This window comes from Nonomuraea sp. NPDC054003 (assembly GCF_055585125.1).
This window is the reverse complement of sequence record NZ_JBVJKR010000010.1, coordinates 248,404-275,294: the sequence shown is the minus strand read 5'-3', so window position 1 is coordinate 275,294 and position 26,891 is coordinate 248,404. Positions and strand designations below refer to the sequence as shown.

General features: G+C 71.7%; 27 protein-coding genes. 10 read left to right on the top strand and 17 right to left on the bottom strand.

Annotated elements, in window-relative coordinates:
* Window positions 1–22 precede the first annotated feature (22 nt).
* From ACZ6YG_RS26920 to ACZ6YG_RS26900, 5 genes are all read right to left on the bottom strand, one after another.
* Entirely contained in the window at window positions 23–1,282 is a 1,260-nt protein-coding gene (locus tag ACZ6YG_RS26920; protein WP_372452394.1) for an NAD(P)/FAD-dependent oxidoreductase, read from the bottom strand.
* A 101-nt stretch (window positions 1,283–1,383) separates the two neighbouring features.
* On the bottom strand, window positions 1,384–2,916 hold the full coding sequence (locus ACZ6YG_RS26915) for a PucR family transcriptional regulator (RefSeq protein WP_466019520.1): 1,533 nt from the start codon (window positions 2,914–2,916) through the stop codon (window positions 1,384–1,386).
* A 25-nt stretch (window positions 2,917–2,941) separates the two neighbouring features.
* Window positions 2,942–4,099 carry an AI-2E family transporter gene (locus ACZ6YG_RS26910; RefSeq protein ID WP_148035455.1) on the bottom strand — a complete coding sequence of 386 codons (1,158 nt, stop codon included), beginning with the start codon at window positions 4,097–4,099 and terminating at the stop codon, window positions 2,942–2,944.
* A gap of 198 nt (window positions 4,100–4,297) precedes the next feature.
* Window positions 4,298–4,453, bottom strand: coding sequence for a hypothetical protein (locus tag ACZ6YG_RS26905; RefSeq protein ID WP_187281501.1), 156 nt, complete (start codon window positions 4,451–4,453; stop codon window positions 4,298–4,300).
* A 44-nt stretch (window positions 4,454–4,497) separates the two neighbouring features.
* Window positions 4,498–5,040, bottom strand: a complete 543-nt coding sequence (locus tag ACZ6YG_RS26900; protein ID WP_187281502.1) for a hypothetical protein — start codon at window positions 5,038–5,040, stop codon at window positions 4,498–4,500.
* Window positions 5,041–5,099: 59 nt separating this feature from the next.
* On the opposite strand from ACZ6YG_RS26900, the gene ACZ6YG_RS26895 reads away from it, so the two are divergent.
* Window positions 5,100–6,056, top strand: coding sequence for an NAD-dependent epimerase/dehydratase family protein (locus ACZ6YG_RS26895; protein WP_466019519.1), 957 nt, complete (start codon window positions 5,100–5,102; stop codon window positions 6,054–6,056).
* Here ACZ6YG_RS26895 and ACZ6YG_RS26890 read toward each other — a convergent pair.
* On the bottom strand, window positions 6,043–6,843 hold the full coding sequence (locus tag ACZ6YG_RS26890) for an IclR family transcriptional regulator domain-containing protein (RefSeq protein ID WP_148035457.1): 801 nt from the start codon (window positions 6,841–6,843) through the stop codon (window positions 6,043–6,045). The two genes, ACZ6YG_RS26895 and ACZ6YG_RS26890, sit on opposite strands and share 14 nt — an antisense overlap.
* Before the next feature lie 35 nt (window positions 6,844–6,878).
* Window positions 6,879–8,315: an amidohydrolase family protein gene (locus tag ACZ6YG_RS26885; RefSeq protein WP_364229365.1), complete on the bottom strand. Its 1,437-nt coding sequence runs from the start codon at window positions 8,313–8,315 to the stop codon at window positions 6,879–6,881.
* A 178-nt stretch (window positions 8,316–8,493) separates the two neighbouring features.
* Between ACZ6YG_RS26885 and ACZ6YG_RS26880 the strand changes: the two genes are divergently transcribed.
* Genes ACZ6YG_RS26880 through ACZ6YG_RS26855 form a run of 6 tightly spaced genes read left to right on the top strand, consistent with a single transcriptional unit; the run spans window position 8,494 to window position 13,499 of the window.
* Window positions 8,494–9,660 (top strand): CaiB/BaiF CoA transferase family protein, encoded by a 1,167-nt coding sequence (locus tag ACZ6YG_RS26880; protein ID WP_466019518.1) that lies wholly within the window; start codon window positions 8,494–8,496, stop codon window positions 9,658–9,660.
* Window positions 9,653–10,465 carry a citryl-CoA lyase gene (locus ACZ6YG_RS26875; protein WP_466019517.1) on the top strand — a complete coding sequence of 271 codons (813 nt, stop codon included), beginning with the start codon at window positions 9,653–9,655 and terminating at the stop codon, window positions 10,463–10,465. The genes ACZ6YG_RS26880 and ACZ6YG_RS26875 overlap by 8 nt, the downstream gene beginning before the upstream one ends.
* Entirely contained in the window at window positions 10,458–11,321 is an 864-nt protein-coding gene (locus ACZ6YG_RS26870; protein ID WP_148035461.1) for a DODA-type extradiol aromatic ring-opening family dioxygenase, read from the top strand. Before ACZ6YG_RS26875 ends, ACZ6YG_RS26870 begins: the two co-directional genes overlap by 8 nt.
* Entirely contained in the window at window positions 11,318–11,677 is a 360-nt protein-coding gene (locus ACZ6YG_RS26865) for a hypothetical protein (RefSeq protein ID WP_148035462.1), read from the top strand. The genes ACZ6YG_RS26870 and ACZ6YG_RS26865 overlap by 4 nt, the downstream gene beginning before the upstream one ends.
* Window positions 11,678–11,679: 2 nt before the next feature.
* Window positions 11,680–12,636 (top strand): quinone oxidoreductase family protein, encoded by a 957-nt coding sequence (locus ACZ6YG_RS26860; RefSeq protein WP_466019516.1) that lies wholly within the window; start codon window positions 11,680–11,682, stop codon window positions 12,634–12,636.
* A gap of 47 nt (window positions 12,637–12,683) precedes the next feature.
* Window positions 12,684–13,499, top strand: a complete 816-nt coding sequence (locus ACZ6YG_RS26855; protein WP_148035464.1) for an SAM-dependent methyltransferase — start codon at window positions 12,684–12,686, stop codon at window positions 13,497–13,499.
* Window positions 13,500–13,504: 5 nt separating this feature from the next.
* Here the strand turns inward: ACZ6YG_RS26855 and ACZ6YG_RS26850 are convergent, their stop codons facing one another.
* Both ACZ6YG_RS26850 and ACZ6YG_RS26845 read right to left on the bottom strand, forming a co-directional pair.
* A complete protein-coding gene (locus ACZ6YG_RS26850; RefSeq protein WP_148035465.1) occupies window positions 13,505–14,137 on the bottom strand; it encodes a phosphodiesterase in 633 nt (210 codons plus the stop codon).
* On the bottom strand, window positions 14,134–15,333 hold the full coding sequence (locus tag ACZ6YG_RS26845) for a hypothetical protein (RefSeq protein WP_148035466.1): 1,200 nt from the start codon (window positions 15,331–15,333) through the stop codon (window positions 14,134–14,136). The genes ACZ6YG_RS26850 and ACZ6YG_RS26845 overlap by 4 nt, the downstream gene beginning before the upstream one ends.
* A 189-nt stretch (window positions 15,334–15,522) precedes the next feature.
* Between ACZ6YG_RS26845 and ACZ6YG_RS26840 the strand changes: the two genes are divergently transcribed.
* The gene (locus ACZ6YG_RS26840) at window positions 15,523–16,101 is read left to right on the top strand and encodes a hemerythrin domain-containing protein (protein WP_397196126.1); all 579 of its coding nucleotides are present in this window, start codon (window positions 15,523–15,525) and stop codon (window positions 16,099–16,101) included.
* A gap of 22 nt (window positions 16,102–16,123) precedes the next feature.
* On the opposite strand, the gene ACZ6YG_RS26835 is transcribed toward ACZ6YG_RS26840, so the two are convergent.
* From ACZ6YG_RS26835 to ACZ6YG_RS26815, 5 genes are read right to left on the bottom strand one after another with little or no spacing between them, the layout of a single operon-like run.
* Window positions 16,124–16,699 carry an HPP family protein gene (locus ACZ6YG_RS26835; RefSeq protein ID WP_466019515.1) on the bottom strand — a complete coding sequence of 192 codons (576 nt, stop codon included), beginning with the start codon at window positions 16,697–16,699 and terminating at the stop codon, window positions 16,124–16,126.
* Complete coding sequence (gene narI / locus ACZ6YG_RS26830; protein ID WP_466019514.1) at window positions 16,696–17,430, bottom strand: respiratory nitrate reductase subunit gamma; 735 nt, start codon at window positions 17,428–17,430, stop codon at window positions 16,696–16,698. Before narI ends, ACZ6YG_RS26835 begins: the two co-directional genes overlap by 4 nt.
* On the bottom strand, window positions 17,427–18,107 hold the full coding sequence (gene narJ / locus ACZ6YG_RS26825; RefSeq protein WP_397196128.1) for a nitrate reductase molybdenum cofactor assembly chaperone: 681 nt from the start codon (window positions 18,105–18,107) through the stop codon (window positions 17,427–17,429). Before narJ ends, narI begins: the two co-directional genes overlap by 4 nt.
* Entirely contained in the window at window positions 18,107–19,864 is a 1,758-nt protein-coding gene (gene narH / locus ACZ6YG_RS26820) for a nitrate reductase subunit beta (protein WP_466019513.1), read from the bottom strand. Before narH ends, narJ begins: the two co-directional genes overlap by 1 nt.
* Complete coding sequence (locus ACZ6YG_RS26815; protein ID WP_466019512.1) at window positions 19,864–23,574, bottom strand: nitrate reductase subunit alpha; 3,711 nt, start codon at window positions 23,572–23,574, stop codon at window positions 19,864–19,866. The genes narH and ACZ6YG_RS26815 overlap by 1 nt, the downstream gene beginning before the upstream one ends.
* Window positions 23,575–23,767: 193 nt before the next feature.
* Between ACZ6YG_RS26815 and ACZ6YG_RS26810 the strand changes: the two genes are divergently transcribed.
* Entirely contained in the window at window positions 23,768–24,178 is a 411-nt protein-coding gene (locus tag ACZ6YG_RS26810) for a DUF4383 domain-containing protein (RefSeq protein WP_466019511.1), read from the top strand.
* Window positions 24,179–24,196: 18 nt separating this feature from the next.
* Here the strand turns inward: ACZ6YG_RS26810 and ACZ6YG_RS26805 are convergent, their stop codons facing one another.
* The gene (locus ACZ6YG_RS26805; protein ID WP_187281503.1) at window positions 24,197–24,661 is read right to left on the bottom strand and encodes a hypothetical protein; all 465 of its coding nucleotides are present in this window, start codon (window positions 24,659–24,661) and stop codon (window positions 24,197–24,199) included.
* A gap of 168 nt (window positions 24,662–24,829) precedes the next feature.
* On the opposite strand from ACZ6YG_RS26805, the gene ACZ6YG_RS26800 reads away from it, so the two are divergent.
* Entirely contained in the window at window positions 24,830–25,504 is a 675-nt protein-coding gene (locus ACZ6YG_RS26800) for a GAP family protein (RefSeq protein WP_466019510.1), read from the top strand.
* A 2-nt stretch (window positions 25,505–25,506) separates the two neighbouring features.
* Here ACZ6YG_RS26800 and ACZ6YG_RS26795 read toward each other — a convergent pair whose 3' ends face one another.
* Together ACZ6YG_RS26795 and ACZ6YG_RS26790 are read right to left on the bottom strand one after the other, a co-directional pair.
* Window positions 25,507–26,241, bottom strand: a complete 735-nt coding sequence (locus tag ACZ6YG_RS26795) for an SDR family NAD(P)-dependent oxidoreductase (RefSeq protein ID WP_466019509.1) — start codon at window positions 26,239–26,241, stop codon at window positions 25,507–25,509.
* A 57-nt stretch (window positions 26,242–26,298) separates the two neighbouring features.
* Window positions 26,299–26,877 carry a TetR/AcrR family transcriptional regulator gene (locus ACZ6YG_RS26790; RefSeq protein ID WP_271277832.1) on the bottom strand — a complete coding sequence of 193 codons (579 nt, stop codon included), beginning with the start codon at window positions 26,875–26,877 and terminating at the stop codon, window positions 26,299–26,301.
* Window positions 26,878–26,891 lie beyond the last annotated feature (14 nt).

Below are 26,891 nucleotides of genomic sequence, written 5' to 3'. Positions count from 1 at the left end.
GGCGGTGGCCTTTCGCGTGTGCTCAGCGGGTCGGGTCGAACTCGCGCAGGATCGCGGAGGTCTTGCCCGTGGTGATCTGCTCGGCCAGCATGCGACCGGTGGCCGGGCCGTGCGTGACGCCCCACATGCCGTGCCCGCCCGCCACGTAGACGCCGGGCACCCGGGTCGCGCCGACCAGCGGCTTGCCGTCGGGGGTGACGGGACGCGCGCCGACCCAGGTGTCGGTCCGCTCCTCCCAGCGCACGCCGGTCATGAGCGGCCGGGCCGACTTGATGATCGCCTCGACCCGGCGCTCGAACAGCGGCGCGTCCGCGTCGCGGAACTCCATCGTGCCCGCCACCCGCAGCTTGCCCTGGTACGGGGTGCAGGCGACGCGCACGGCCGCCAGGTAGAGGGGGCTCGGCACCGGCTCGTCGGTCGGCACCGTGAACGAGTAGCCGCGCCCGGCCTGGACGCGCGTCCGCACGCCCCACTCCGCGCCGAGCTTGTTCAGCCAGGCGCCGGTGGCGAGCACCACGGCGTCGGCCTTGACCTCGTCGCCCGCGCCGGACCGGACCACGTGCCCGCCGGCCTCGGACGTCACACCGGTGACCCGGAAGCCCGGCCGGATCTCGCCGCCACGCGCGGTGACGGCGGCGGCCAGGGCGTGCGTGAACGCGCCGGGGTCGATGTAGCGCTGGCCGTCGAGCCGGACACCGGCGGTGGCGCCGGCCGAGAGCTGCGGCATCTGCGCGCGCAGCTCGTCACCCTCGAACGCCGCGTAGCGGATCTCCAGGCCGGAGTCGTTGATGCGGCGCAGCTCGTGCAGCAACGAGACGGCCTGCTTCTGGGTCTCGAACGCCGCCATGATCGGCGCCTCGATGGTGGGAGCCTCGACGCCGTTGCCGGTGAGCACGTCGAACGCTTCCAGGCACTCCTCGTTGAACGGGAGGTTGGCCCGCACGGCGCGGCCCCACGAGCGCCAGTTGCAGTGCAGCGCGAACCGGGTCAGGAACGACCACAGCCCCACGTCAGGGGTCACCGGGACGTGCAGCGGAGCGTTCTTGTCGAGCAGCGAGCGCAGCCCGTAACGGAGCACGCCGGGCTCGTTGAGCGGAATGGCCAGCCCCGGGGACAGCCAGCCCGCGTTGCCCCATGACGCGCCCGCGGCGACCCCGTCGCGGTCGACCACGGTGACCTCCACGCCGCGTTCCTGCAGGAACCAGGCGGTGGACAGACCCACCACACCGGCGCCGATCACCACAGCCGTACGCGGCCCACCGTCGATGCCCATTGCTGCCATCCCCTTCCTCAGATAAGGGAAGGATTACCGGTACGCGAGCAAAAGGCGCTGTGCTGGGAGAACAACCGCTCAACGCCTCTTTGTCCATCGGCGACAAAGGCTCAACCCTGGTGGAGCGCGAGCCCGATGATCATGGCCAGGCGCTTCTCCGGCCGGTCGAGCTCCAGGCTGGTGACGGCGGCCATCTTCCGCAGCCGGTAGCGCACCGTGTTCGGGTGCACGCCGAGCCGGGTGGCCACGGCCGCGAGGTCGCCCTGCGCCTCCAGCCAGGCCCGCAGGGTCTCGACGTAGCGGGTGCCGTGTTCGGTGTCGTGGCGGGTCAGGTCGGCGACGGGGCCGCGGGCCGGGGTGCGGCCGGAGGAGGCGGCGGCGCGCAGCCGCTGGAGCAGGATCTCGTCCCAGGACTCGTCGTACACGACGGGGCCCGCGGGCACGGCGGCGCGCAGGGCCAGGCTCTCGTCGGCCTCCTGCCTGCTCGCGGGCAGCTGCGCCGGCTCGGCCGGCCCGCCCACCCCGGCGGGCACGATGACGCCGCGCGGCAGCACGGACACGATGGCGCGCACCCAGTCGCGGGCCGGGGCGGCGTCGTTCCCGCACGGCAGCACCGTGTAGAGCGTGTTGCCGAACAGCGCGCTGCGGCCCGGCCGCGACCAGCCGAACCCGGTGGTCGCCCGCTCGAACGCGGTGAGCACGGCCGCGTGCCGCTCCGCGCCGACGTGCGCCTGCAGCGCGATCACCCGGAACTGGCCGCCGGGCAGCCCGAGCCTGCTGATCAGCGCCGGGGCGTCGGTGGTCCCCTCCACGAGCTGGATCACCAGGTCGGACTCCACCTGGCGTTCGAGGTCGGCGCTCACCCGGGAGCGCAGCAGGTGGAGCGCCACGGCCCTGGCCCCGTCGGCCAGCCGGTCGCGCTGCCGCCCGGCGAGGGGACGCTGGCACTCGACCCAGATGGACCCGAGCAGCTCGCGCCCGGCACGCACCGCCACCACCATGCGGCCGCGCAGCCCGTGTTCGGGCGACGGCTCCACGAACAGCGGCTCGTCGGAGGCGGCCAGGTGGGAGAAGACGCCCTTGCCTTCCAGCAGCCCGCGCATCTCCTCGGGCACCCGCCGGCCGAGGATCGTCTCCAGCCGCACCGGGTCGGCCGTCTGCTGCGAGCCGGAGTAGGCGAGCACCCGCGACATCTGGTCCTCGACGGTGACCGGGTAGCCCAGCTCTCCGGCCAGCGTGTCGGCGAACGCGAACAGGTCGGTCGGGCCCCGGCCCGCCTCGGTCTCACGCCCTTCGAGCACCAGCCCGTACACGATCCCGAGCAACTGGCTCCAGGACACGGCCGGGTCGACCAGCAGCACCGCGACCCCCGCGGCCCGGCCCTCGGCCGCCGTGTCGTCGCCGCTGCCGCTGTCGCTGTCGCGCACCAGCACCGCGGCGGCCCGCGCGGCGGCGCCCAGCCGCACCGCCTCCGGCGCGGACCCGACCCCGACGGCCAGGAAGACGTCGCCGGTCGCCGGCCGCGGATCGGCCGGATCGTGGACCACCACGCTGCGCAGCGGCACGTCCCGGGAGGCGGGCGCGCACACCAGGCGCGTCCCGTATCCACCGAGGACGTTCACCAACCGATCGAGCTTCAGCATCTCCGCCGAAGCGTACCCGGCCTGGTCAGCCCGGTTGCTTCTGGCCGGCGGGCGGTTCCTTCGGCGGTTCTTCGGGCTGGGGGGCCTGGACCGGTGGTTCGAGCTTGTGGCGGGTGCCGAAGGTGTCCAGCAGCGCCAGGAGCATCGCCACCGTCGGGATCGCCAGCAGCGCCCCCGTCACGCCGAACAGCAGCGCTCCGGTGATCGCGGCCGAGAACGAGACCCCCGGGTGGATGTCCACCCCCCACGCGCTGATCCTGGGCTCCAGGGTGAGGTTCTCCACCTGCTGGTAGAGGATGCCCCAGGCGAGCGCCGCGAGCCCGATCCACGGCCGGTCCGAGACCAGCCCGACCACGACGGGCAGCGCGATCGCGATGTACGTGCCGATGGTGGGCACGAACTGGGCCACCACCCCGGTCCACACGCCCAGCGCCAGCCACGACGGCATGCCGAGCGCCAGGAACACGATGGTCGAGGCTGTGCTGTTGATCAGCGACAGGATCACCCGGGCGGCCACGTAGCCGCCGGTCTTGGCCAGCGAGATGTCCCACACGCTGGTGAAGACCTGCTGGAAGCGGCCGGGCAGCCGCCGCGCCAGCCACTGGCGGGCGCGCGGCCCGTCGGCCGACAGGTAGAAGGTCAGCAGCATGAGCGCGAAGATGTTGAACACCATCCCGGCCACGGTGCCCAGCACGCCGAGCACGCCCGCCAGGACCCCCTGCGCGTATCCGGCGGCCTCCTGGGGCGTCAGCTTGACCGATTCCAGGATGTCGGAGACGTTGTAGTTCGTCCCGAACTGCCGGTTGACCCACTCCGTCGCGGCGGCCAGCACGTCCGGCAGGCCCTTGACCAGCAGCGCCACCTGCTCCACGAAGAGCTGCCCGAACAGCACCAGGAAGATCGCCGCGAACAGGCCGAGCCCGGCCATCACCACCGCGGCCGCGGCGCCGCGCCGCATGTGCCGCGCGAGCCTGCCCACCGCCGGCTCCATCGCCAGCGACAGGAACCAGGCGATCACGACGAGGAAGAGGAACGAGCCCGCGTCGGTCAGCACGAACCGCAGGAACATCGCCAGGGCCAGGACGCCGACGACGACGAGCGCGGCCCTCCAGACGTTCCCCGGCGAGAACAGCACCCGGACGGTCGCCGCCGGCGCGGGCTCCGCCTTCTTTCCCGTCGTCATGGACCCTCCCGCGTGCGTCTCCGCCTACGATCTGCCAGGAACATGCCGTTTTACGCGGCTTTCACACCTGGCGGCACGCGTGATCGTCCGTCCTCGCAGGCAGCGTGGCAAGAACCGGTCGGGCGGTTCCCGAGGCGAACGCCGGGGCGGCGGTTCAGCGCGGTTCTCGGGCGGCCGGTGAAGGCGGCCCGCCGGCCGTCACTCGAAGTCGTCCGGGTTGAGCTCGGTGAGCCGGCGCAGCTCGTGCTCGTCGATGCTGTCCTCGATCCCGGGAGTGGCGCCCACCGGGCGGGGCGAGGTCTCCGCCGCCTCCCTGATGTCGCGCTCGACCTCATGACCTGGTTGCTCGCTCATGTTCTCCCCCTTGTCCCCCGTCCCCTGACCCCGGGCGGGTCACCTCAGACGGGCTGCGCCTCCGGACTCGGCACGGTGACCGCCCTCTCGCCGGCGGGCCGAGCGGCACGCCGTCCCAGCGCGTCGCCGGCCCACGCCGCGCCGCCGCCGATCGCGGCGCCCGCGAGCGCCACGCCGAGCTGGGTGGCGATCTTCGTCCCGGTACGGGCCGGCGGCGGCTCGGCGGTCCGCCGCCACGCGTAGAGCCAGCCCGCCTGGGCGGCGGCGTCGATCAGGTACGTGGGCGGGACCCGGCCGGTGAACACGTTGATCAGGTCCAGGCGCAGCTGGGTCAGGGCCGCCGAGGTGCCGAGGCGCTTGGCGTACGGCAGCCCTTCCGGGCGGGCGGCGGCCCGCAACTGGTTGAGCCCGACTCCGACGAGCAGACTCCCGACGGTACGGACCAGGAACCGGTCGGTCTTGGCCCCGTACACCTTCTCGTAGCTGGACATGGACAGTGAGGGCCAGAGCCCGCACGCCATGTTGAACAGTCCTTGCGCACGCGCCAGCCGGACGGCGTCGGCCCGGCGGCTGCTCCTTTCGGCCATGTTCCCGCGGCTGCCCTCGCGGGATGTCGGCAAACCGGGCGGCGTTCTAAGCTTGCGCCATGCGCGTAGTGGTGATCGGTGCCAGCGGCCACATCGGCACCTACCTGGTTCCCCGGCTCGTCGAGGCGGGGAACGACGTGGTCGCCGTGAGCCGCGGCACGCGGCGGCCCTACACCCCCCACGGCGCCTGGCAGCGGGTCACCACGGTGACCGCCGACCGGGCGGCCGAGGAGGCGGCCGGCACGTTCGGCGACCGCGTCGCCGGGCTGGAGCCCGACGCGGTCATCGACCTCATCTGCTTCGAGGAGTCCAGCGCCCGCCACCTGGCCGACGCGCTGGCGGGCCGGATCCGCCACTTCCTCCACTGCGGCACGGTCTGGGTCCACGGCCCCAGCGTCCACGTGCCCACCACCGAGGACGCCCCGCGCCGGCCCTTCGGCGACTACGGCGTCAAGAAGGCCGCGATCGAGGCCTACCTGCTCGACCGGGCGCAGCGCGACGGCTTCCCCGCCACGGTGATCCACCCCGGCCACATCGTCGGGCCCGGCTGGGTGCCGGTCACGCCGGCGGGCAACGTCAACCCGGTCACCTTCCAGATCCTCGCCGACGGCGGCGAGCTGGCGCTGCCCAACCTGGGCCTGGAGACCCTCCAGCACGTCCACGCCGACGACGTGGCCCGGCTGTTCATGGCCGCGCTCGCGGGCCGCTCGGTCACGCTCGGCGAGGCGTTCCACTGCGTCGCCGACTCCGCGGTCACGCTGCGCGGCTACGCCGAGACGGCGGCCGGCTGGTTCGGGCGGGAGGCGCGGCTGTCGTTCCTGCCGTGGGAGCGGTGGAAGGAGACCGTTTCGGCCGAGGACGCCGACGCCACCTGGGACCACATCGCGCACAGCCCCCACTGCGGCATGGAGAAGGCGGCGCGGCTGCTCGGGTTCCGGCCTCGATACTCGCCCTTCGAGGCCATCCGGGAGTCGGTCGACCGGCTGGTCGGGGAGGGTGTCGTCAAGACGCGGTGACCTGCGGCACCGCCTCATACTGCGACCAGTCGGCGCTGATCGCGCCGGCGGTCTTGAGCAGCAGCGGGAGATGCTCCTCGGTGAGCTTCTCCACCGAGGTCTCGGCGGCGTGCGCGTTGACGTTGACGGCGGCGATCACGTTGCCCATGCCGTCGCGCAGCGGGGCGGCCACCGACCTGATGCCGAGCGCCAGCTCCTCGTCGGTGAGCGCCCAGCCCTTGGCCCGCACCGCGCGCAGCGCGCTCTCGCGCTCCTCGCGGCCGGGCAGCCAGCGCGGCGTGATGCCCGACCGGCTCGGCTCGGCCAGCACCCGCTCCACCTCGGCGGGCGGCAGCGCGGCCAGCAGCACCTTGCCCAGCGAGGTCTGCAGCGCCGGGAACCGGGTGCCGATCTGCACCGACAGGGTGACGATCTTGGGGACCGCCACCCTCGCCACGTAGACGATGTCGGACCCGTCGAGCTGGGCGATCGACGACGACTCGTGCGTCCGCGCGACCAGCCACTCCAGGTGGGGCCTGGCGACCTCCCAGAGCCCCATCGAGCGCACGTACGACACGCCCAGCTCCAGCACCCGCGGCGTGAGCGCGAACCCGCCCTGCTCGGCCCGCGCGTAGCCGAGCTCGCTCAGCGTCAGCAGGATGCGGCGGGCCGTCGGCCGGGCCAGCCCGGTCGCGGTCGCCACCTCGGTCAGCGTCATGACGGGCCGGCCGGGCTGGAACGCCTTGATCACGTCGAGGCCGCGGGCCAGCGCCTCGATGAAATCGGGTCCGGTGTCAGCGCGTGCCATCGACGCCTCGCTCAGCAGGTCTCACGGGTAGGACTTTAACGGTCGCGCGTGGCGGAGCTTCGATAGTCGGTGTACGTGTACGGGTTGTCGAGGATCTTCGTTTCCGGGATGTCGGGGTTCATGCCCTTCAGCCAGGTTTCCTCCCCCATGGTGGAGCGCAGGTACTCGACCGTCGACTCCACCTGGCGGCGGGCCGCGGCCAGGTCGACGCCGACCAGCTCGTGCTCGTGCTTGACCACCCGGCCGTTGACGACCACCGTGTGCACGTCGCCGCGCTGCGCCTGGAAGGCGACGTGCCCGTACGGGTTGAGCAGCGGGAACGACACCGGCGACCGGTCGTTCTTGATGAGCACCAGGTCGGCCTTCTTGCCGGGCTCCAGGCTGCCGAGGTCGTCGCGGCCGAGCGCCCGCGCGCCGCCCCTGGTCGCCCACTCGACGACCTGGTCGGCGCGGAGCGCGCAGTGCGTGACGGTGTCGCCCTTGGCGTGCGCCTCCAGGTGGGCGCGGGAGCGGTCGGCGCCGAGCGTGGTGCGCATGGCGGAGAACAGGTCGCCGCTCCACCAGACGCTGGTGTCCATGGACAGCGAGACCGGGATGCCGTGCAGGCGGATCGCCCAGGTGGGCGGGTAGCCCTGGCCGGCGCTCTGCTCGCTCTCGGTGGACACCGAGATCGAACCGCCGGTGGCGGCGATGCGGTGGTAGGAGTCGGGCTCCAGCGTGGCGGCGTGCACGTAGACGGTGCCCGGGGTCATGAACCCGTGCTCGTACATCTGCCTGATGCCCTCGTCACTGGTGGCGCCCCAGACGCCCGCGTGGGTGGTGACGGAGACGCCCAGGTCGCGGGCCACCTCGAAGGCGGGCTTCTCCGGGAAGGCGGGGTCGCCCACTACGTCGAAGGCGAGCTGGAAGCCGAGCATGTCGTCGCCGGTGATGCGGCGGCTCACGAAGTCGCGGAACTCCGGCGCGGCGGTCCACTCGGCGGGCGGCGCCTGGATGTTGCCGTACGCGAGCACGAACCGGCCGGGCACCGACCGGAGCGCGTCCACGGCGGCGTCGGCGTGGTCGACGGTCTGCAGGCCGTGCGACCAGTCGACGACCGTGGTGACGCCGGCGTCGATCGCCTCGATGGCGGCGAGCGTGTTGCCCGCGTGCACGTCCTCGGGGCGGAACAGCCTGCCGTGTTCCAGGTAGTACCAGACGAAGTACTGGGTCAGCGTCCAGTCGGCGCCGTAGCCGCGCATGGCGGTCTGCCACATGTGCCGGTGGGTGTCGATCATGCCGGGCATGACGATGCCGTCGGTGGCGTCGATCTCGATCGTGCCGTCGGGCACCGCGAGCTCCGGCCCCACGGCGGCGATCCGGTCTCCCTCGACGAGCACGTCGGCGCCGGAGAGCACCTCGTGGCCGTCGGTCATCGGCAGCACCGTGCCGCCCCGCAGCACCACGGGGCGTCCGGCCTCGAATTCTGTCATGGTGGACTCCCTCACCCCGAATTCTGCGTACGACTGTCCGTCATACGGTCACCGCTGGTTAAGGGACACTCTGATGACGCTCGGGCGGCCTGTCAATGGTTGACGCTTCTCCTGTTGGATGGTGAGAATGTGCGTCACGGACATCTGTCCGTGTGACGGATATGGAGGGCGGAGCCGGATGACAGCAGGACCACTGTCCGGTGTGCTGGTGGCCGACTTCTCCCGCGTGCTGGCGGGCCCGTACGCCACGATGCTCCTCGCCGACCTCGGGGCCGAGGTGGTCAAGGTCGAGGGGCCCAAGGGGGACGACACCCGGTCGTGGACACCGCCGGCCCGTGGCGAGGCGGCCACCTACTACCTGGGCGTCAACCGGGGCAAGCGGTCGATCGCGCTGGACCTGCGCGACGAGGAGGACGCCGGGCTGGCCAGGGAGCTGGCGCGGCGGGCCGACGTGCTGATCGAGAACTTCAAGCCGGGCGGGCTGGACAAGTACGGCCTCGGCTTCGACGCGGTGCTGGAGGCGAACCCGGGCATCGTGTACGCGTCCATCAGCGGGTTCGGCTCCGGCCCTGGGGCCAAGGTTCCCGGTTACGACCTGATGGTGCAGGCCATGTCCGGTCTGATGAGCCTCACCGGCGACCCGGAGGGCCCGCCGTACCGGGCCGGCATCTCGGTGTTCGACGTGATGGCGGGCAACCACGCGGTCATCGGCATCCTGGCCGCGCTGCGCCACCGGGACGCCACCGGCCGGGGGCAGCACGTCGAGATCAACCTGCTGTCGTCGGCGCTGACGGCGATGGTCAACCAGAGCTCCGCCTACGTGGCGGGTGGCGTGGTGCCGTTCCGGATGGGCAACGCGCATCCGAGCGTGTTCCCGTACGAGCCGCTGCCGGCCGCCGACACCGACCTGATCGTGGCGACCGGGAACGACGGCCAGTTCCGCAAGCTGTGCGAGGTGCTCGGCATCCCCGAGGTGGCCGACGACCCGCGCTTCGCCCGCAACGCGGGGCGGACCGCGAACCGGGAGGAGCTGCGGCCGATCCTCGTGGACCGGCTGCGCGCCAAGACCGCCGTGGAGTGGTTCGACCTCCTGGTCGAGGCCGGGGTGCCGAGCGGGCCGATCAACACCGTCGACGGCGGGTTCGCGATGGCCGAGCGGTTCGGGCTGGACCCGGTCGTGGCGGTCGGCGAGGGCGAGCGGGCGGTGCCGACGACGCGGCACCCGATCCGGTTCTCCGAGAGCGCGCTCACGTACGAGCTGCCGCCGCCCGAGCTGGACGAGCACGGCGCGGAACTGCGCGCCTGGCTGTCCGAGCCGGGCGGGGAAGGCGGCGATCGTGGCTGACCGGGAGTATCCGACCGCGCTCGGCGCGTCCTCGGTCGAGAAGATCACCCTGCTGGGCCACGACCTCGCCGAGGACGTGATGGGCGAGGTGGGCTTCGGCGAGCTGGCGTTCTGGCTGGCCGCCCAGCGCAGGCCGTCACCCGGCGAGACGCGCGTGTTCGAGGCCGTGCTCGCCGCGCTGGCCGACCACGGGTTCACGCCCACCGCGATCGTCACCCGGCTCACCTACCTGTCGGCGCCCGACTCGATCCAGGGCGCGCTGGCGGCGGGGCTGCTCGGCGGCGGGTCCCGGTTCCTCGGCGTGACCGAGGACTGCGGCCGGTTCCTGCACGCCGTGCTGGAGTCCGCCGGCGAGCCGCCGGAGGACGACGCCGGGTGGGACGCGCTCGCCCTGGAGACCGTGCGCGCCCGGCGCGCGGAGGGGAAGTTCGTCCCCGGGCTCGGCCACCACGTGCACAAGAACGGCGACCCGCGCACCCCCCGGCTGCTGCGGATCGCCGCCGAGGAGGGGCTCTACGGGCCCCACCTGTCGCTGTTCGCCGCCATCGGCCGCGTCCACCCCGAGGTGCTCGGCAAGACGCTCCCGCTGAACGGGGCCGGCGTCTGCGGGGCGGCGCTGGCCGACCTCGGGCTGCCGCTGGAGCTGCTGCGCGGCTTCGCCCTGCTCGCCAGGACCGCCGGACTGATCGGCCAGCTCGCCGAGGAGCTGCGCCACCCGGTGGCCAACGACATCTTCCTGTCGGTCGATCTCAACAACCGGTCCGTCGCCCCCGACCCGTACCCCCCTGGAGGCACGCATGGCTGAACTCGTCGCCGTGATCGCATCCACCCACCATCCGTTCTACTACCGCGCCAGCACGGCCACCGGTGAGGACCGGCCGCCGTTCGCCGACGAGTGGGTGCGCAAGGTGGAGGCGTTCCGCGAGACCCTCACCAGGGCCAGGCCCGACGTGCTGGTGATGGTCGGGTCCGACCACTTCCATCAGCTCTGGCTCGACAACATGCCGCAGTTCCTGGTCGGCAAGGCGCCCTACTACGACGCGAACTGGTACAACGAGGAGCGCGAGTTCGGCCTGCCCCGGATGCTCTTCACCGGCCAGGAGGACCTCTCCTCCCACGTGCTGCGCGAGGGCCTCGACGCGGGCTTCGACCTGGCCTTCTCCAACGAGCTGCGGATCGACCACTCGATCACGTGCCCGATCATCACCCTGCGCCCGCAGAACGACCTGCCGATCGTGCCCGTCTACACCAACATCTTCGCGCCGCCGCTGCCTCGGCCGAAACGGTTCGTGGAGCTGGGCCGCACGATCCGGCAGCTGGTCGAGTCGTGGCCGTCGGACCAGCGGGTCGCCGTCATCGGCACCGGGCACCTGTCGCTGGAGCTGGGCGGGCCGCGCCAGTTCGGGCCGCACGGGCCGGACCCGGAGTTCGACGCCAAGGCCGTCGAGTGGATCGCGGGCGGCGACATCGAGGGCTGCCTGGCGGAGGTCACGCTCGACAGCCTGCACGCGCCGGGCAACGCCACCCACGGGTTCATGGACTTCATGCTGATGATGGGCGTCGCGGGCGAGGGCCAGAAGGCCGACTACGTCGACACCTACGATCTGTTCCACACCATGGAGGCGTACTTCACCTGGTACCCGCGCGGAGGCCGGTCGTGAGCAAGTATCTGCTGAACAAGTTCCTGTTCACCGTCGACCGCGACCCCGAGCTGGTCGAGCGCTACCGCGAGGACCCGCGCGGCACGGTCGAGTGGTGGGAGTCGACGCGGGCCAACCTCGTGCTCAACTGCCACGGCGGCGAGGCGTCGACCTGGCTGCGCTTCGACGACGCCGAGCGGGAGGCGCTGGCCGCGCACGACTACGTGCGGCTGTTCGAGATGGGCGCGCACCCGTTCCTCACGCTCACGCTCTTCATCGCCATGTTCGAGCGCGACTACGAGCCTCTCGGGTTCCAGAAGGAGTACGCCCGTAAGCTGGCCCACATGAGCCTGCCCTACCCGGACATCGCGACCTGACCATGCGCGCCGCCCAGATCCACACCTGCGGAGAGCCGCCGGCGGTGGCCGAGCGCCCCGCGCCCGCGCCCGGCCCCGGCGAGGTGCTCGTCGAGGTGTCCGCCGCCCCGGTGACACCGCTCGACCTGCTCTGCGCGACCGGCACGTCCTACTTCGGCACGCCGCCGACCCCGTACGTGCCGGGCGTCCAGGGGGTGGGCGCCGTCGGCGGCCGGATCGTCTGGTTCCCCACCACGGCGGGGATGGCGCCGGGCGACGGCAGCATGGCCGAGCTGGCCGCGGTGCCCGAGAGCGACCTGGTGGAGCTGCCGCCCGGCGCCGACCCGGTGGCCGTGGCGGCGCTGGGCCTGTCGGCCGTGGCCGCCTACATGGCGCTCGGCTGGCGCGGCGAGCTCAGGCCGGGCGAGCAGGTGATCGTGCTGGGCGCGGGCGGGACCGTCGGGCAGGCGGCCGTGCAGCTCGCCCGGCTGGCCGGCGCCCGGCGGGTGGTCGCCGCCGCGCGTTCCGCCGCCGCGCGGGAGCGCGCCGAGCGGGCCGGGGCCGACGCGGTGGTCCCGCTCGACGGCGACGACGCCGGCGAGCTGGCCGCCCGGCTGGCCGCGGCCCTCGACGGCCCCGCCGACCTGGTGCTCGACCCGCTCTTCGGAGTGTCGGCCGCGGCGGCGACCCGGGTGCTGCGCCCCGGCGGGCGCCTGGTCAACCTCGGCGGCTCCGCCTCCGAGACCAGCCCGATCGACTCCTCGACGCTGCGCGGCAAGTCGCTGCGGCTGCTGGGCTACACCAACAACGAGCTGACTCCGGCCCAGCGCGCCGCCGCCATCACCGAGATCGCCGGACACGCGGCGCGCGGCGCGTTGTCGGTCGTTCATGAGATCATGCCGCTCGACTACGCGGAAAAAGCGTGGCAACGTCAGGCGGCGGGCGCTCCTTCGGGGCGGATCGTCCTTTCCGTCCGTTGAGAAGCCGCTACCGTTGTCCGTAGCGCTCCGCGAACAGGAGATCACTCATGAGCGATGCCACTCAGCCGCCGAGCCCCGGCGTGTCGGCCAGCACGCCCAGTGTCGCTCGGATCAACAACTACTTCGCCGGCGGCAAGGACAACTTCGCCATCGACCGCGAGCTGGCGGAGAAGGTGCTCGCGCTGGCCCCCGAGGCCAAGGCCATGGGCGAGCACGTCCAGGAGTTCCGCCAGCGGGTGGTCGCCCATCTGGTCGAGGCGGGCGTGCGGCAGTTCCTGCAGATCGGCGCCTGGCTGCCGGTCGAGCGCAACGTCCACCAGATCGCCCAGGAGCTGGCGCCCGAGTCCAGGGCCGTCTACGTCGCCGACGACCCGGTCGCGCTCAACCACGCCCGCGCCCTGCTGGCCACCAACGAGCGCACCGGGGTGGCGGAGGGCGTCATCCTGGAGCCTGACGCGATCCTCGACCATCCGGTGACGCGGCGGCTCATCGACCTCTCCCAGCCGGTGATGGTGCTGCTCTTCGGCATGCTGCAGTACATCCCCGACGACTTCGGCGCTTACGAGAGCGTGGCCGCCCTGTGCGACCGGCTCCCGCCCGGCAGCTACGTCGCGATCACCCACGCGGTGTTCGACACGCGGCCCGACATCGCCGAGGCGGTCGCCGACATCTACCGCGACGCGCTCAAGCGCCCCTCGGGCGGCCCCCGCACCATGGCGGAGGCGAAGCGCTTCTTCGACGGCCTGGAGCTGATCGAGCCCGGCTTCGTCTACGTCAGGCAGTGGCGGCCGCACACCCCGGTGTCCGACGCCGAGGCCGTCAAGACCTGGATCGCCGCCGGAGTCGGCCGCAAGCCGGGCTGACGGGCTCAGAGCTCGGCGTGGCGTCCCTCCCGGGAGCCCTGGTAGGCGCCGCGCCGCAGACGGGCGAGCGACCCCTCGATCCGCAGCGACGGGTGCCCGTGCCGCACCGGGTCGAAGGACAGGTCCGCGCGCTCCGACAGCGTCGCCCGTACCCTGAGGGTCGCCAGCGGCCGGGCGGGCGTGTCCCGGCGCGCGGCCAGCAGGTGGAACAGCAGCGGGCCGCGCCTGAGCGCCGCGGGCAGCAGGGCGGGATCGGCCGGCACGTCCTCTCCTTCGGGCACGGCGACCAGCCAGACCGGCCCGGCGTCGCTGCCGTACGGCACCACGCTGGAGTACGGGCCCGCGGTGAACCCGGCCCTGGGCCGCAGCAGCCACGGCGCCGCCCCGCAGGTGGACAACAACAGGTCGACCGGGCCGGGCAGGCGCACCGCCAGGCCGAGCACGTCGGGCAGGCGGCCGGGCAGCGAGCCGCCCTTCGACAGGCGGGCGATCACCTCGTACTGTCCGCGCTCGTCCAGGACCGGCACGCCGAGCTCGCCCGCGCCGGTCACCTCCAGCGTGCCGGCCAGCAGGCGGCCCCTCGGGTGCAGGACCCGGCCGCGACGCAGCCGGGCCCCGAGCGTGGCTAGTCTCCTCATCGGCGCCTGAGACTCGGCACCGGGTGGGGACCTTCGGTCTCCAGCCGGTACTCCTCGCCGGACTTGTGCACGTTCTCCTGCATCGCCACCTGCGACGGCGCGGGCTCGCCGCCCATGATCTGCTCCTGCATCCTCTCGAACCGCTCGTGGGCCTCCTGGACGTAGCCGGTGCCCAGCGTGGTGTAGTCGATCTGGGTGGCGAGCAGCTCGCGGATGTAGTCCTTGTTCGGCTCGAACGTGACCGGGGCCGGCAGCTCCGGCGCCAGCACCTGCTCCGGGTCGCGGCCGTCGTGCGTCTTGAACAGCTCGGCGGCCAGGCGCAGGTGCTCCAGCTCCATGTTGAGGTGGAGCTCCCAGATGCTCTTCACCTTCGGGTCGGACTCGGTCTCCATGAACGAGTGGTAGAGGTAGCACTCGTTGTACTCGTGGTTGAGCAGCATCTCCCACCAGCTCTCGCCCGGGTCGACCAGCGACTCGTAGTGGGTGACGTGCTCCTCCTCGATCAGCCCGATCTCCTGGTAGAGCTGGCGGGCGATCGGCTCCATGTAGGTCGGGCCGACGTTCATGTAGAAGTTCATCGTCTGCTGCTCGGCGGCCATGATGGTGAGCGCGTGCAGCTTGGAGATGGGCGCCGCGGTCGACCTGTCGTACGGGTCGCGGACGTTGTCCATCGGGTCGCGGTGGTGCAGGGGGGTCGGCCTGCCCGGCATGATCTCGGTCAGGTTGTCGACGATCTTCTCGGCCTTGCGGTGCTCGATCATCTCGTACAGGTTGGAGTACCTGTAGAGGTGGTCGAAGTCCTCCAGGACACCGAACTGGTAGGCCTGCTTGAGGTACGGGTCGGGCTCCATCCGGGCGACCCAGGCGGTCAGGTCGACGGCGACCTGCTCGTAGGCGATGGTGGTCTCCAGCACCGAGGCGACGCCCGGCAGCAGCCAGTTGACCACCTTCTGCTGCTGCGCCTCGATGTAACGGACCCGGGCGAGCTGCTGCTTGAGCTCGGTGTCCGGGCAGTGACGTGCCAGGTGGTGGCTGAAGAAGATCGCCTCGGTCTCGATGCCGTTCATCGCGATGACGCGGCAGCGCGTGTACGGGTCCGCGTGATCGGGGTCGATGGGCATGACGTTCAGTTCACGCCAGTTACGTATCTGCTTGTCCAGCGGGATGCCCCGCTCCCGCAAGGGATTGAAGGTCATGTGTTTCGCGCTCCTTCGGCTGCTCGACTCGCGTGCGCCGGGGGGTGGGCGACGTCCGAATCGGGCCTACCCGAGGCTTTCGGGAGCAATCTCCTCAGGTCACCGCCGGTCCCTCCAGAAACGGCAAGCGCATGCGTGACCAGCCGGACCACGGGTAGGCACCCGCCGTAATCCGAGAGGAGATGGACCGTGACGAAGACAGTTCCCGAGAAGATGGAAGAGACGGACGTCATCGAACTTCTGATCGCCCAGCACGGCATGATCAGGAATCTGTTCGACGAAGTCGAGCAGGCGCCGCCAGAGCGGCGCGGCGAGTCCTTCACCCGCCTCGTGCGGCTGCTGGCCGTGCACGAGACGGCGGAGGAGGAGATCCTCCACCCCTACGCCCGCACCAAGCTCGACGGCGGCGCGGGCGTCGTCCAGGACCGCCTCGAAGAGGAGCACGAGGCCAAGAAGCTCCTCCAGGAGATGGACCAGGCCGGCCCGGACGCGCCGAACTTCATGCGCAACCTCCTGGCGCTGCGCGCCGCCGTCGAGGCGCACGCCCGCGCCGAGGAGCGGTACGAGTTCGCGAAGGTCGTCCAGCACACCTCCCAGGCCGAGCGGCGCGCGCTGGGCGCCGGCGTCAAGGCCGCCGAGGCCATGGCCCCGACCCACCCGCATCCCGGCACCGAGTCGGCGACCAAGAACGTGCTCGTGGGCACCCCGATGGCGATGATGGACCGTGCCAGGGACGTCATCAGGAAGGCCAGGGACAAGAAGCACTGACTGGGCTGTCCCGGCCGGCCTGTCAGTCGTCCGGCGGCGCGTTCTCCGCGCGCTTGCGCCACATCGGATAGGGCAGGCCGGCCGCCCGGTTGATGACGAAGCCCTGCAGGACGATGACGAACACCGCGACCATCATGATCAGCAGGTGTTCCGGGGTCCGAATCAGGCCCAGCGAGACGATCAGGGTGGTGGCGCCGGCCGGCGGATGCGCCGCCTGGAAAATCGGCATCAGCCCGCAGGTCAGGCCGAGCGCGATGGCGCAGGCCAGGATCCGCTGCCAGTCGATCTTCTCCAGGTCGGGCGGCACGGCGAGCAGCCCGGTCACCGCCAGCGAGAACCACCCGGCCAGCAGGCCTATCAGGTGCCCGACCAGGGTGTTGTGCGGGGCGGACGCGGCGGCCAGCGGCGTGTAGAACAGCAGGAAGGCCGTGGGCCCGAGTGACGGGAAGACGAACGGGGCGTGGGTGTTGTAGGCGATGATCGCCATGAGGAAGATCGAGATGAAGCTGTTGACGCCCGTGTAGACCGAACGCACCGCCCACCTGGGATACCGGTCCTCCAGCGACTCCAGATAGTAGGGCTTCGCCTCGCGGGTCATACGTCGCTCCGCTTCCACCCCGGCCGGAGCGCCGCGGTGCCGATGTTGCGCGGGTCGCGGGCCCGGTAGACGATGTACGGCCTGAACAGGTAGTGCACGGGCGCGGTGAACGCGTGGACCAGCCGGGTGAAGGGCACGATCGCGAACAGCACCAGCCCGGAGATCGCGTGGATGCGGTACTCGATCGGCGTGCGCGCCATGAGCGCCACCTCGGGCTGGAACACGAAGAGGCTGCGCACCCAGGGCGAGACGTCGACGCGGTAGTTGTAGTGCAGCGTCGAGGCGTTGATCAGCGTGGTGGCCAGCCCGAGCGTCAGCGCCGCGACCAGGAAGACGTACATGAACTTGTCGTTGACGGTCGTGGCCAGGAAGACCGGCCCGGTGGTGCGCCGCCGCCAGACGAGCAGGGCGATGCCGGCGTAGGTGAGCACGCCGGCGGCGACGCCGAGCGAGATCGCCAGGAAGCTGTAGACGGTCTCGCTGACCCCGATCGCGGCCGTCCAGCTGTCCGGGATGAACAGGCCGAGCAGGTGGCCCATCAGCACGACGAGCAGCCCGATGTGGAACATCGGGCTCCCCCACCGCAGCAGCCGCGACTCGTACAGCTCGGACGAGCGGGTCGTCCAGCCGAACTTGTCGTAGCGGTATCGCCAGACGAGGCCGGTGACGAGGATCGCCACGGCGATGTAGGGGAACGCGCCCCACAGGAAGACGTCGACGGGTGAGATCACTTGAGACCCCCGGTGATGGCGAAGGGAAGCGACGAGGGGAGTCCGATGGTGTCCAGCCCGACCAGTTCGGGTCCGCCGCCGATCGGGCGGCGGGCCATCCGGGCGGCCTCCTCGGGGGTGCCGGGAGAGGCCCCGGGCAGCGTGCCGCACACCGCCTCCAGCAGTCGCGCGTACGGCGTGGCGGCTTTGACCAGGGCGAACCTCAGCAGTTCGAGCCCGGCCCGGTGTTCCTGGAGCAGCTCCGTGCCGTCCTCGCGCTCCAGGGTCGCGTACTCCAGGACGACGGGCAGGTAGTCGGGCAGTTCGTCCCTGCCCGGAGGCGTCAGGCCGTGCGCCCGGTAGCGCGCCTTGATCGCGGCGAGGGAGAACCCCCGGCGGCGGGTGTCGCCGTCGGTCCACCAGGTCAGGTGCAGCGAGCGGCGGTTGCGGACGTCGAAGACCGCCACGTAGTGCTCCTCGGCCCGCAGCGGCTCCAGGCCCGCCAGGTGCTCGGCGAACTCGGCGACGGCGGACACCGGCGGATGCGCGCCGGTCTCGGCGAGCGCGGCCCTGATCAGCGGCAGCCGGTCGAACAGGGCCCGGTCGGGGTAGCGCAGGCACATCCCGGCCGCCCGCCGCACCACGGCCACGCCGTCGGCGGACAGCCGGGGCCGCCGCGAGGTCCAGGGTGACTTCATCACGACTCTCCGCGCTCGCCTCGTTCGCTGATCTCGCCGGGTTCGGCGCCCAGATCCTCGCCCCTGTCCACCTGACCGCCCCGGGCGCCGCCTTTTGCCCGGTACGGGAACAGCCCTTCGGGGAGGCCGCGGCCGTCCCAGTTGAGCAGGTTGATCCGGCCCTCGTGGCCGGAGGTGTCGGCGGCCGACTCCGAGGTCTGGCGCTGCCGCAGGACGTGGAAGGTCTCCACGGCCTGCGGCGCCGGCCGGCCGGACGCCTCGCCGAACGGCCCCGACGACTCGGTGCCGCCCATCCCCGGGCCGCCCTCGTAGTCGAGGCTGCATCCGCTCAGCGCGGTCTCCTCCAGGCTCCGTACGTCTCCGGCGGCGGCCGTCGGGATGACGTAGCGTTCCTCGTACTTCGCCAGGGAGAGCAGCCGGAACATGGCGTCCAGTTTCTCGACGTCGAAGCCGACCGAGGCGGCGATCTCCGGGTCGACCGGCTCGCCGAGGTTGATCCGCCGCCGGTGGGAGCGCATCGCGGCCAGCCGCCGCAGCGCCAGCTCGACGGGGGCCGGGTCACCTGCCGTGAAGAGCTCGGCCAGGTAGGAGACCGGGATGCGGAGCGTGTCGATGGCGCCGAACAGGTTCCGGTAGTCCTCGCCGTCGTGGCCCGAGGCGGTGATCGCCTCCACCACGGGCGACAGCGGAGGCACGTACCAGACCATCGGCAGCGTGCGGTACTCCGGATGCAGCGGCAGCGCCACGCCGTAGGTGGCGATCAGGTCGTAGACGGGCGAGCGGCGGGCCGCCTGGATCCAGTCGTGCGGGATGCCCGCCGCCTCGGCGGCCCGCCGGACGTCCGGGTCGTGCGGGTTCAGGAACAGGTCGAGCTGCGCGGGGTAGAGGTCCTGCTCGCGCGGGGTGGCGGCGGCCGCCGGGGCCCGGTCGGCGTCGTACAGCAGCACGCCGATGTAGCGCAACCGGCCGACGCAGGTCTCGGAGCAGACGGTGGGCTGGCCGACCTCGATGCGCGGGAAGCAGAAGGTGCACTTCTCGGCCTTGCCGGTGCGGTGGTTGAAGTACATCTTCTTGTACGGGCAGCCCGTGACGCACATCCGCCAGCCGCGGCAGCGGTCCTGGTCGACCAGCACGATCCCGTCCTCCACGCGCTTGTAGAGCGCGCCCGACGGGCAGGACGCCACGCACGACGGGTTGATGCAGTGCTCGCAGATGCGCGGCAGGTAGAACATGAAGGTCTGTTCGAGCTCCATGCGCACCTTGTCCTGGATCCGCTGCAGGACGACGTCGTCGCCCTCGTGCTGCGGCATGCCGCCCAGGTTGTCGTCCCAGTTGGCCGACCAGGTGATGTTGTCCATCCGCCGGCCGCTGATGAGCGAGCGGGGCGCCGCCACCGGGAAGTCGTCACCTGCGGGGGTGTCGAACAGGGCGTTGTAGTCGTAGGTCCACGGCTCGTAGTAGTCGCGGATGTTGGGCAGCAGCGGGTTGGCGAAGATGCTCGCCAGCCGGCGCATCCGGCCGCCCGCCTTGGGCACCAGCCGGCCCCGCGCGGTCAGCTTCCAGCCGCCCCGCCAGCGTTCCTGGTCCTCGTAGCGGCGCGGATAGCCCTGCCCCGGGCGCGTCTCCACGTTGTTGAACCACACGTACTCGACGCCGGGCCGGCTCGTCCACGTCTGTTTGCAGGTGACCGAGCAGGTGTGGCACCCGATGCACTTGTCCAGGTTCATCACCATGCAGATCTGGGCCATGACGCGCATCAGTACTCCACCTTCTGCGCCCGCCGCCGGATCACCGTGATCTCGTCACGCTGGGTGCCGACCGGGCCCATGTAGTTGGGGAAGAAGGAGAGCTGGGCGTACCCCCCGATGAAATGGGTGGGTTTGACGAGCACGCGGGTCAGCGAGTTGTGGATGCCGCCCCGCCGTCCGGTGGTCTCGCTCTTGGGGACGGCGATGACGCGGTCCTGGGCGTGGTGCATGTAGACCGTCCCGGCCGGCATCCGGTAGGACACGATGGCCCGGGCGACCACCACGCCGTTGCGGTTGACCGCCTCGATCCAGTCGTTGTCGGCGACGCCGATGGCCTCGGCGTCCTGCGGGCTGATCCAGATGACCTGACCGCCCCGCGACAGCGACAGCATGATCAGGTTGTCCTGGTACTCCGAGTGGATGGACCACTTGTTGTGCGGGGTGAGGTAGCGCACGGTCACCTCGCGCGCGCCGTCCGGGCCGAGGACGGGCTCGCCGAACAGCCGGTGCATGTTCAGCGGCGGCCGGTACGTCGGCAGGTTCTCGCCGAGCTCGGCGATCCAGTCGTGGTCCAGGAAGAAGTGCATGCGCCCGGTCAGGGTGTGCCAGGGCTTGCCGTGCTCGGTGTTGATGGTGAAGGCGCTGTACTGGCGTTCGGTGGTCTCGATGCCCGCCCATTCGGGGCTGGTGATGGTGGTCTGCGGGTGCGCCTGGGTGGCGGCGTAGGTGATGCGGCGGTCGGCGTCGGCGCGGGCCAGGCCTGCCAGCCCTTCGCCGGCGCCCACCTTCCGGGCCAGGGTGCGGAAGCCCTGGTCGGCGAGGCGTCCGTTGGTGGAGCCGGACAACGTCAGGATCGCCTCGCACGCCTTCTTGCCGGTGTCGATCAGCGGCAGGCCGTCGGCGGGACCGCCGCGCGCGACGCCGTTCACCTGACCCAGCAGCATGATCTCGTGATCCACCTGGTAGGTGACGCCCTTGCAGGGCACGCCCTCGGACGCGGCGAGCGGGCCGAGGGCGCGCAGCTGGGCGGAGATCGCCGTGTAGTCCCGCTCGACGACGGTCACGCTCGGCATGGTCCGGCCCGGGACAGGGGTCGATCCGTCGGCCCGCCAGTCCCGCGCCGCGCCCGCAGGGTTGCCCAGTTCGCCTGGTGTGTCGTGCTGGAAGGGCGTGGCCACCAGGTCGTACCGGGTGCCCAGATGCTCGCCGGCCAGCTCGGACACGCCGTCGGCGATGTCGTTGAAGATCTCGAAGTCGGTGCGGGCCTGCCAGGGCGGCTCCACCGCCGGGTTGAACGAGTGCACGTACGGGTGCATGTCGGTCGAGTTCAGATCGTGCTTCTCGTACCAGGTCGCGGCCGGCAGCACGATGTCGGACAGCAGGGTCGTGGACGTCATCCGGAAGTCCAGCGAGAGCAGCAGGTCGAGTTTGCCCTCGGGCGCGGGGTCGCGCCAGCGCACGTCGCGCGGCCGGACGTCCTCCGGCGCCTCGGTGGCCCGCAGGTTGCTGAGCGTGCCCAGCAGGTGGCGCTGGAAGTACTCGGCGCCTTTGGCGGACGAGCCGAGCAGGTTGGCCCGCCACGCGATGAGGATGCGCGGCCAGTTGCCCGGATGGTCCGGGTCCTCGGCGCAGAACTTGAGCCTGCCCGCCGCCAGCTCACCTGCGACGTGCTCGCCAGGGTCCCGGCCGGAGGCGCGGGCCTCGTCGGCCAGGTCCAGCGGGTTGCGGTCGAAGGTGGGATAGGAGGGCATCCAGCCGAGCCGGGCCGACTGGGCCAGGATGTCGACCGCCGTCATCCCTTCGAAGCGTCCCTCGCCGAGCGGCGAGGCCAGGGCGTCGGCGCGGAAGTGGTCGTAGCGCCACTGGTCGGTGTTGAGGAAGAAGAAGCCGGTGCCGATCATCTGCCGGCTCGGCCGTTTCCAGTCGTTCGCGGTGGCCAGCGTGGTCCAGCCGGTGAGCGGGCGGCACTTCTCCTGGCCGACGTAGTGGGCCCAGCCGCCGCCGTTGCGTCCGATGCAGCCGGTGATCAGCAACAGCGTGATGAAGTTGCGGTACGTGGTCTCCGAATGGAACCAGTGGTTGGTGCCGGCGCCCATGAGGATCATGCAGCGGCCGTCGGTGCTCTCGGCGGTCATGGCGAACTCGCGGGCGATCCGGATGGCCGCGGCGGCCGGCACCGAGGTGATCGTCTCCTGCCAGGCCGGGGTTCCGGGCGAGGCCGCGTCGTCGTAGCCGGTCGGCCAGTCGCCTGGCATGCCGTCCCGGCCGACGCCGTAGCGCGCCAGCATCAGGTCGTACACGGTCGTGACCAGCGGCCCGCCGGGCGTCAGCCGTCTGGCCGGGACGCCGCGCTTGAGCACCGCCCCCGAGCCGTCGGCGGTGTCGAACCGGGGAAGCAGCACCTCGGCGCCCACGCCGTCGGGCAGGCCGTGCAGGGTGAGCCGGGGCAGGACGTCGCCGAGGTCGAGGTTCCAGCGTCCGTCCTCGTGCGACCATCGGTCGGCGACGGAGCCGGAGGGAACGACCACGTCGCCGGTGGCCTCGTCCAGCAGCACGGTGCGCCATTCGGCGTTCTCGGCCGCGGCGTGCTCCCCGCCGAGGTCGGCGGCGCGCAGGAACCGCCCCGGGACGTACGCGCCGTCCTTCTCCTCCAGCCGGACCAGGAACGGCATGTCGGTGAAGCAGCGCACGTAGTCGAGGAAGTACGGCACCTGCCGCTCGACGAAGCACTCGCGCAGGATCACCTGGCCCATCGCGTGGGCCAGCGCGCCGTCGGTGCCGGGATGGGGGTGCAGCCAGTCGTCGGCGAACTTGCTGTTGTCGGCGTAGTCGGGGGAGACCACGACCACCTTCTGGCCGTTGTAGCGTGCCTCGACCATCCAGTGCGCGTCGGGCGTGCGGGTGACGGGGACGTTGGAGCCCCACATGATCAGGTAGGCCGCGTCCCACCAGTCGCCGGACACCGGCACGTCGGTCTGGTCGCCGAACACCTGCGGGGAGGCCACCGGCAGGTCGGCGTACCAGTCGTAGAACGACAGCGCCTGGCCGCCGATCAGCGACAGGAACCGGGTGCCGATCGCGTGGGACAGCATCGACTGTCCGGGGATGGGGGTGAACCCGGCGATCCGGTCGGGGCCGTGCTCCTTGATGGTGTGCACGTGGGCGGCGGCGATCATCTCCAGCGCCTCGTCCCAGGTGGTGCGCACCAGCCCGCCCTTGCCGCGCGCCTGCTGGTAGCGGCGCCGCCGCTCCGGGTCGCCCACGACGTCCGCCCAGGCCAGGACCGGGTCGCCGAGCCGCCTGCGGGCCTCGCGGTACATCTCCACGAGGACGCCGCGCGCGTACGGGTAGCGCACCCGGGTCGGGTGGTAGGTGTACCAGGAGAACGCCGCTCCGCGCGGGCAGCCCCGGGGTTCGTACTCGGGGCGGTCGGGGCCGGCCGTCGGATAGTCGATCTCCTGGGTCTCCCAGGTGATGATGCCGTCCTTGACGTACACCTTCCAGGAGCAGGAGCCCGTGCAGTTCACCCCGTGGGTCGACCGCACGATCTTGTCGTGCGACCAGCGGTCGCGGTAGAAGACCTCACCCGCCCGTCCGCCCCGATAGGACACGTCCCTCAGGTCGCCCGAATAGACGCCCCGGCTGAAGAAGTCTCCGATCCGCAGGAGGGCCCCGGTGGCTCCCTCCTTGGGCTCCTCGGCCGTTCGCTCGTTGACCATGTCGTGTATCTACCAACGGTGACCGTGAGCAACCGATCGAAACCTTATGCGCAGAGTAATGACTCGATTCCGGAGAGTCCGTTCGGGCGGTCGCGTTAGCGCCTGCCCGCGGAGGGCAGACGGCGGATCCACAAGAGACCCGTCCCGAGGGAGCTCCTATGAACACCCCCGTACAGCCGGCACCCGGACCCCCGTGCAATTAGCGGCACTCGTCACGGGAGCCGTGTTCCTGCTGGTCGGTGTGCTGGGGTTCGTTCCCGGCATCACCACGGACTACGACCAGCTCCAGTTCGCCTCGCACGACTCGGAAGCGATGCTCCTGGGCGTGTTCCAGGTGTCGATCCTGCACAACATCGTGCACCTGCTGTTCGGGGTCGCCGGCATCCTGCTCGCCCGCACGGTGTCGGGCGCCCGCAACTTCCTCGTCGGCGGCGGCGTCGTCTACCTGCTGCTGTGGATCTACGGCATGCTGGTCGACCACGACAGCGCGGCGAACTTCGTGCCGGTCAACAACGCGGACAACTGGCTCCACCTGGTCCTGGGCGTGGGCATGATCGCCCTGGGGCTGCTCCTGGCGCGACGCCGCCCGCACGCCGTCCGCTGACCACCCGCCGTTCCGGCCTCAGGACCCGGTCTCGCGGCCCCGGGGCCGGAACGCCGGCACCGCGCGCGACAGCACCCAGCCGACCGCGCCCACGACCAGCCCGACCATGACCCCGGTGAACACGCTGCTGCCGAACGCGAACGTCCGCATCAGCGCCTCCTCCGCGCCGGGCGACAGCCCGCCCGCCAGGTTGCCGCCCAGCCGCGGCGCGTCCTCACCGAACGCCGACGACCAGAGCAGCTGGTGGGTGATCGCCAGCAGCACCCCGTAGGCGCCGCCGATCGCCAGCAGCGTCAGGAACGGGTTCGGCACCCGCCTCCACAGCACGACGCCCAGCCAGATCGCGACCGGCAGGAACACCAGCACGGCGTTGACGACCGGGCCGACCAGCCCCAGATCGTGCGCGATCACCCGCGGCACGCCGAGCGCGGCCAGCCCCGCGACGGCGACCGGTGACATTCCGAGAGAGTTCGTCTTCCTCATCGTCCGACGGTAGGAGCACGGCTCGGCGCGCGGCGTCGCCCCGCGGTTGTCTCCCCCGTACGCGCCCGCGAGTACGGGAACGCGGGCCCCGTAGGCAGAAAGATGTACGCGCCTCTTCGGCCATGAGCAGGATGCGACGACCGAGGCCGCTCGGCCAGGATCGGTGACATGACCACCGGCCTGCTGCTCACCCTGGCCGCCCTCGCGATCGTCGACAGCACCAGCTTCGGCACCCTGGGCATCCCCGTCTACCTGATGGTGGCGTCGGAGCGCGGGCAGGCGCCGCGGCTGCTCCTCTACCTGGCGACGGTGGCGGTGTTCTACTACCTCGTCGGTGTGGGCCTCATGCTCGGGTTGTCCACAGCCATGGAGAACTTCGGCGACGCACTCCACAGCGAGGCCGCGTACTGGGTGCAGCTCGTGCTGGGCGTGGGCCTGTTCGCGCTGAGCTTCCGCTTCGACGGCAAGCGTGGCAAGGGCCCGCGGCTGGAGCCGCGGATGGGCGGGCCGCGGGCGATGGTGCTGCTCGGGCTGACGGCGGGAACGCTGGAGGTGGCCACCATGGTGCCCTACCTCGCGGCCATCGGGATCATGACGACCGCGGCGCTCCCCGCCGGTCAGTGGCTGCCGCTGCTCGCCGCGTACGTGGCCCTCATGTTCGTGCCGGTGCTGGCGCTGCTCGGGCTGCGCGCGACGGCCGCGGCCTGGGTGGAGCCGAAGCTGGTACGGCTCCGCGCCTGGCTGGCCAGGCACGCGGCGTCGGCGGTGGGCTGGACGCTGGGCATCGCCGGCTTCCTGCTGGCCCGCGACGCCGCGGCCTTTCTGTTCTTCGCCGGAGGGTGAGATCAGGCGCTGGCCGCGCCGTCCACCACCAGGTCGTGGCCGGCGACGAAGCTCGACCGGGCCTCGGCCAGCCAGAGCACGGCGGCGGCCACCTCGTCGGGGTCGGCGACGCGGCCGAGCGGCATCGACGGCGCGAGCCTGGCGTCCCGCTCGGCGGGGCTCTCGCCGGGCAGGAAGCTCATGGTCGTGTCGGTGGCGCCGGGGCTGACGGAGTTGATCCGGATGCCGTCGGCGGCGTACTCGAGCGCGGCGGCCTTGGAGAGCACGCTGACGCCGGCCTTCGAGGCGGCGTACGCGGCCATGCCCGGGATGCGGCGGTGCGCGCCGATGTTGGAGGCCACGTTCACGATCGATCCGCCGCCGTGCTCCTTCATGTACGCGATCTCGTACTTCATGGAGTGGAACACGCCCGTCAGGTTGGCGCCGAGCAGGGCCGCCCAGTCGTCGGGGTCCAGGTCGGCGAGCGGGCCGGGGCGGCCCAGCACGCCCGCGTTGTTGACGGCGACGTGCAGGCCGCCGTGCCGGTCGGCGGCGGTGGCGACCATGCGGGCGCAGTCGGCGGCGCTGGAGACGTCGGCGGCGATCCAGTCGGCGGCGAGCCGCTTGGCCGCGTCGGCGAGCCGCCCCTCGTCCCGCCCGGTGATCACGACCGTGGCGCCCTCGGCCGCGAACGCCCGGGCGGTCGCGTAGCCGATGCCGGAGGAACCGCCGGTGATGAGAACGACCTTGCCCTGCATGACAAACCCCTTTATCGAGAACGATCGGTCTAGAATTTGAGCATGAAAAAGGCCGCGTCAGCCCAGCACGGCCAGCGCCTGGTCGGCGGCGTCGTCCAGCCGGGCGGCGCCGCCGGGAGTCCGGCCGAGCACCCGCATCCCCTGCATGAGCACCAGCAGCATGCGGGCGACGGCCCGCGGGTCCTTGCCCCGAGCCAGCTCGCCCTGGGCGCGCGCCCTGGTCAGCGCCGAGGTCAGCACCGTCTCCAGGTGGCTCCAGCTGGCCTCCACGAACGCGGCCGCGGCCGGGTCGCGCGGCGCCAGCTCGACCGCGGCGTTCACGACCATGCAACCCCGCCGGTCGTCGCCGCCGGACTCTTCCGCGTACGTCCTGATCAGCGCGCGCACGGCCGGCAGCACCGGGCCGGGCTGGGACAGCGCGTCCAGGACGGCCGGGTCCATGTTGTGCAGGTAGCGCTCCAGGGCCTTGAGGTAGAGCTCGCGCTTGCCGCCGAACGTGGCGTAGATGCTCGCCCGCGCTATGCCCAGGTGGGCCACGAGGTCGGCCATGGAGGTCGCCTCGTAACCGCGCTCCCAGAACAGCTCCAGCGCACGCTGCAGCGCCGCGTCGGGGTCGAACTCCTTGCTCCTCGCCATACCGGAGAACCTAG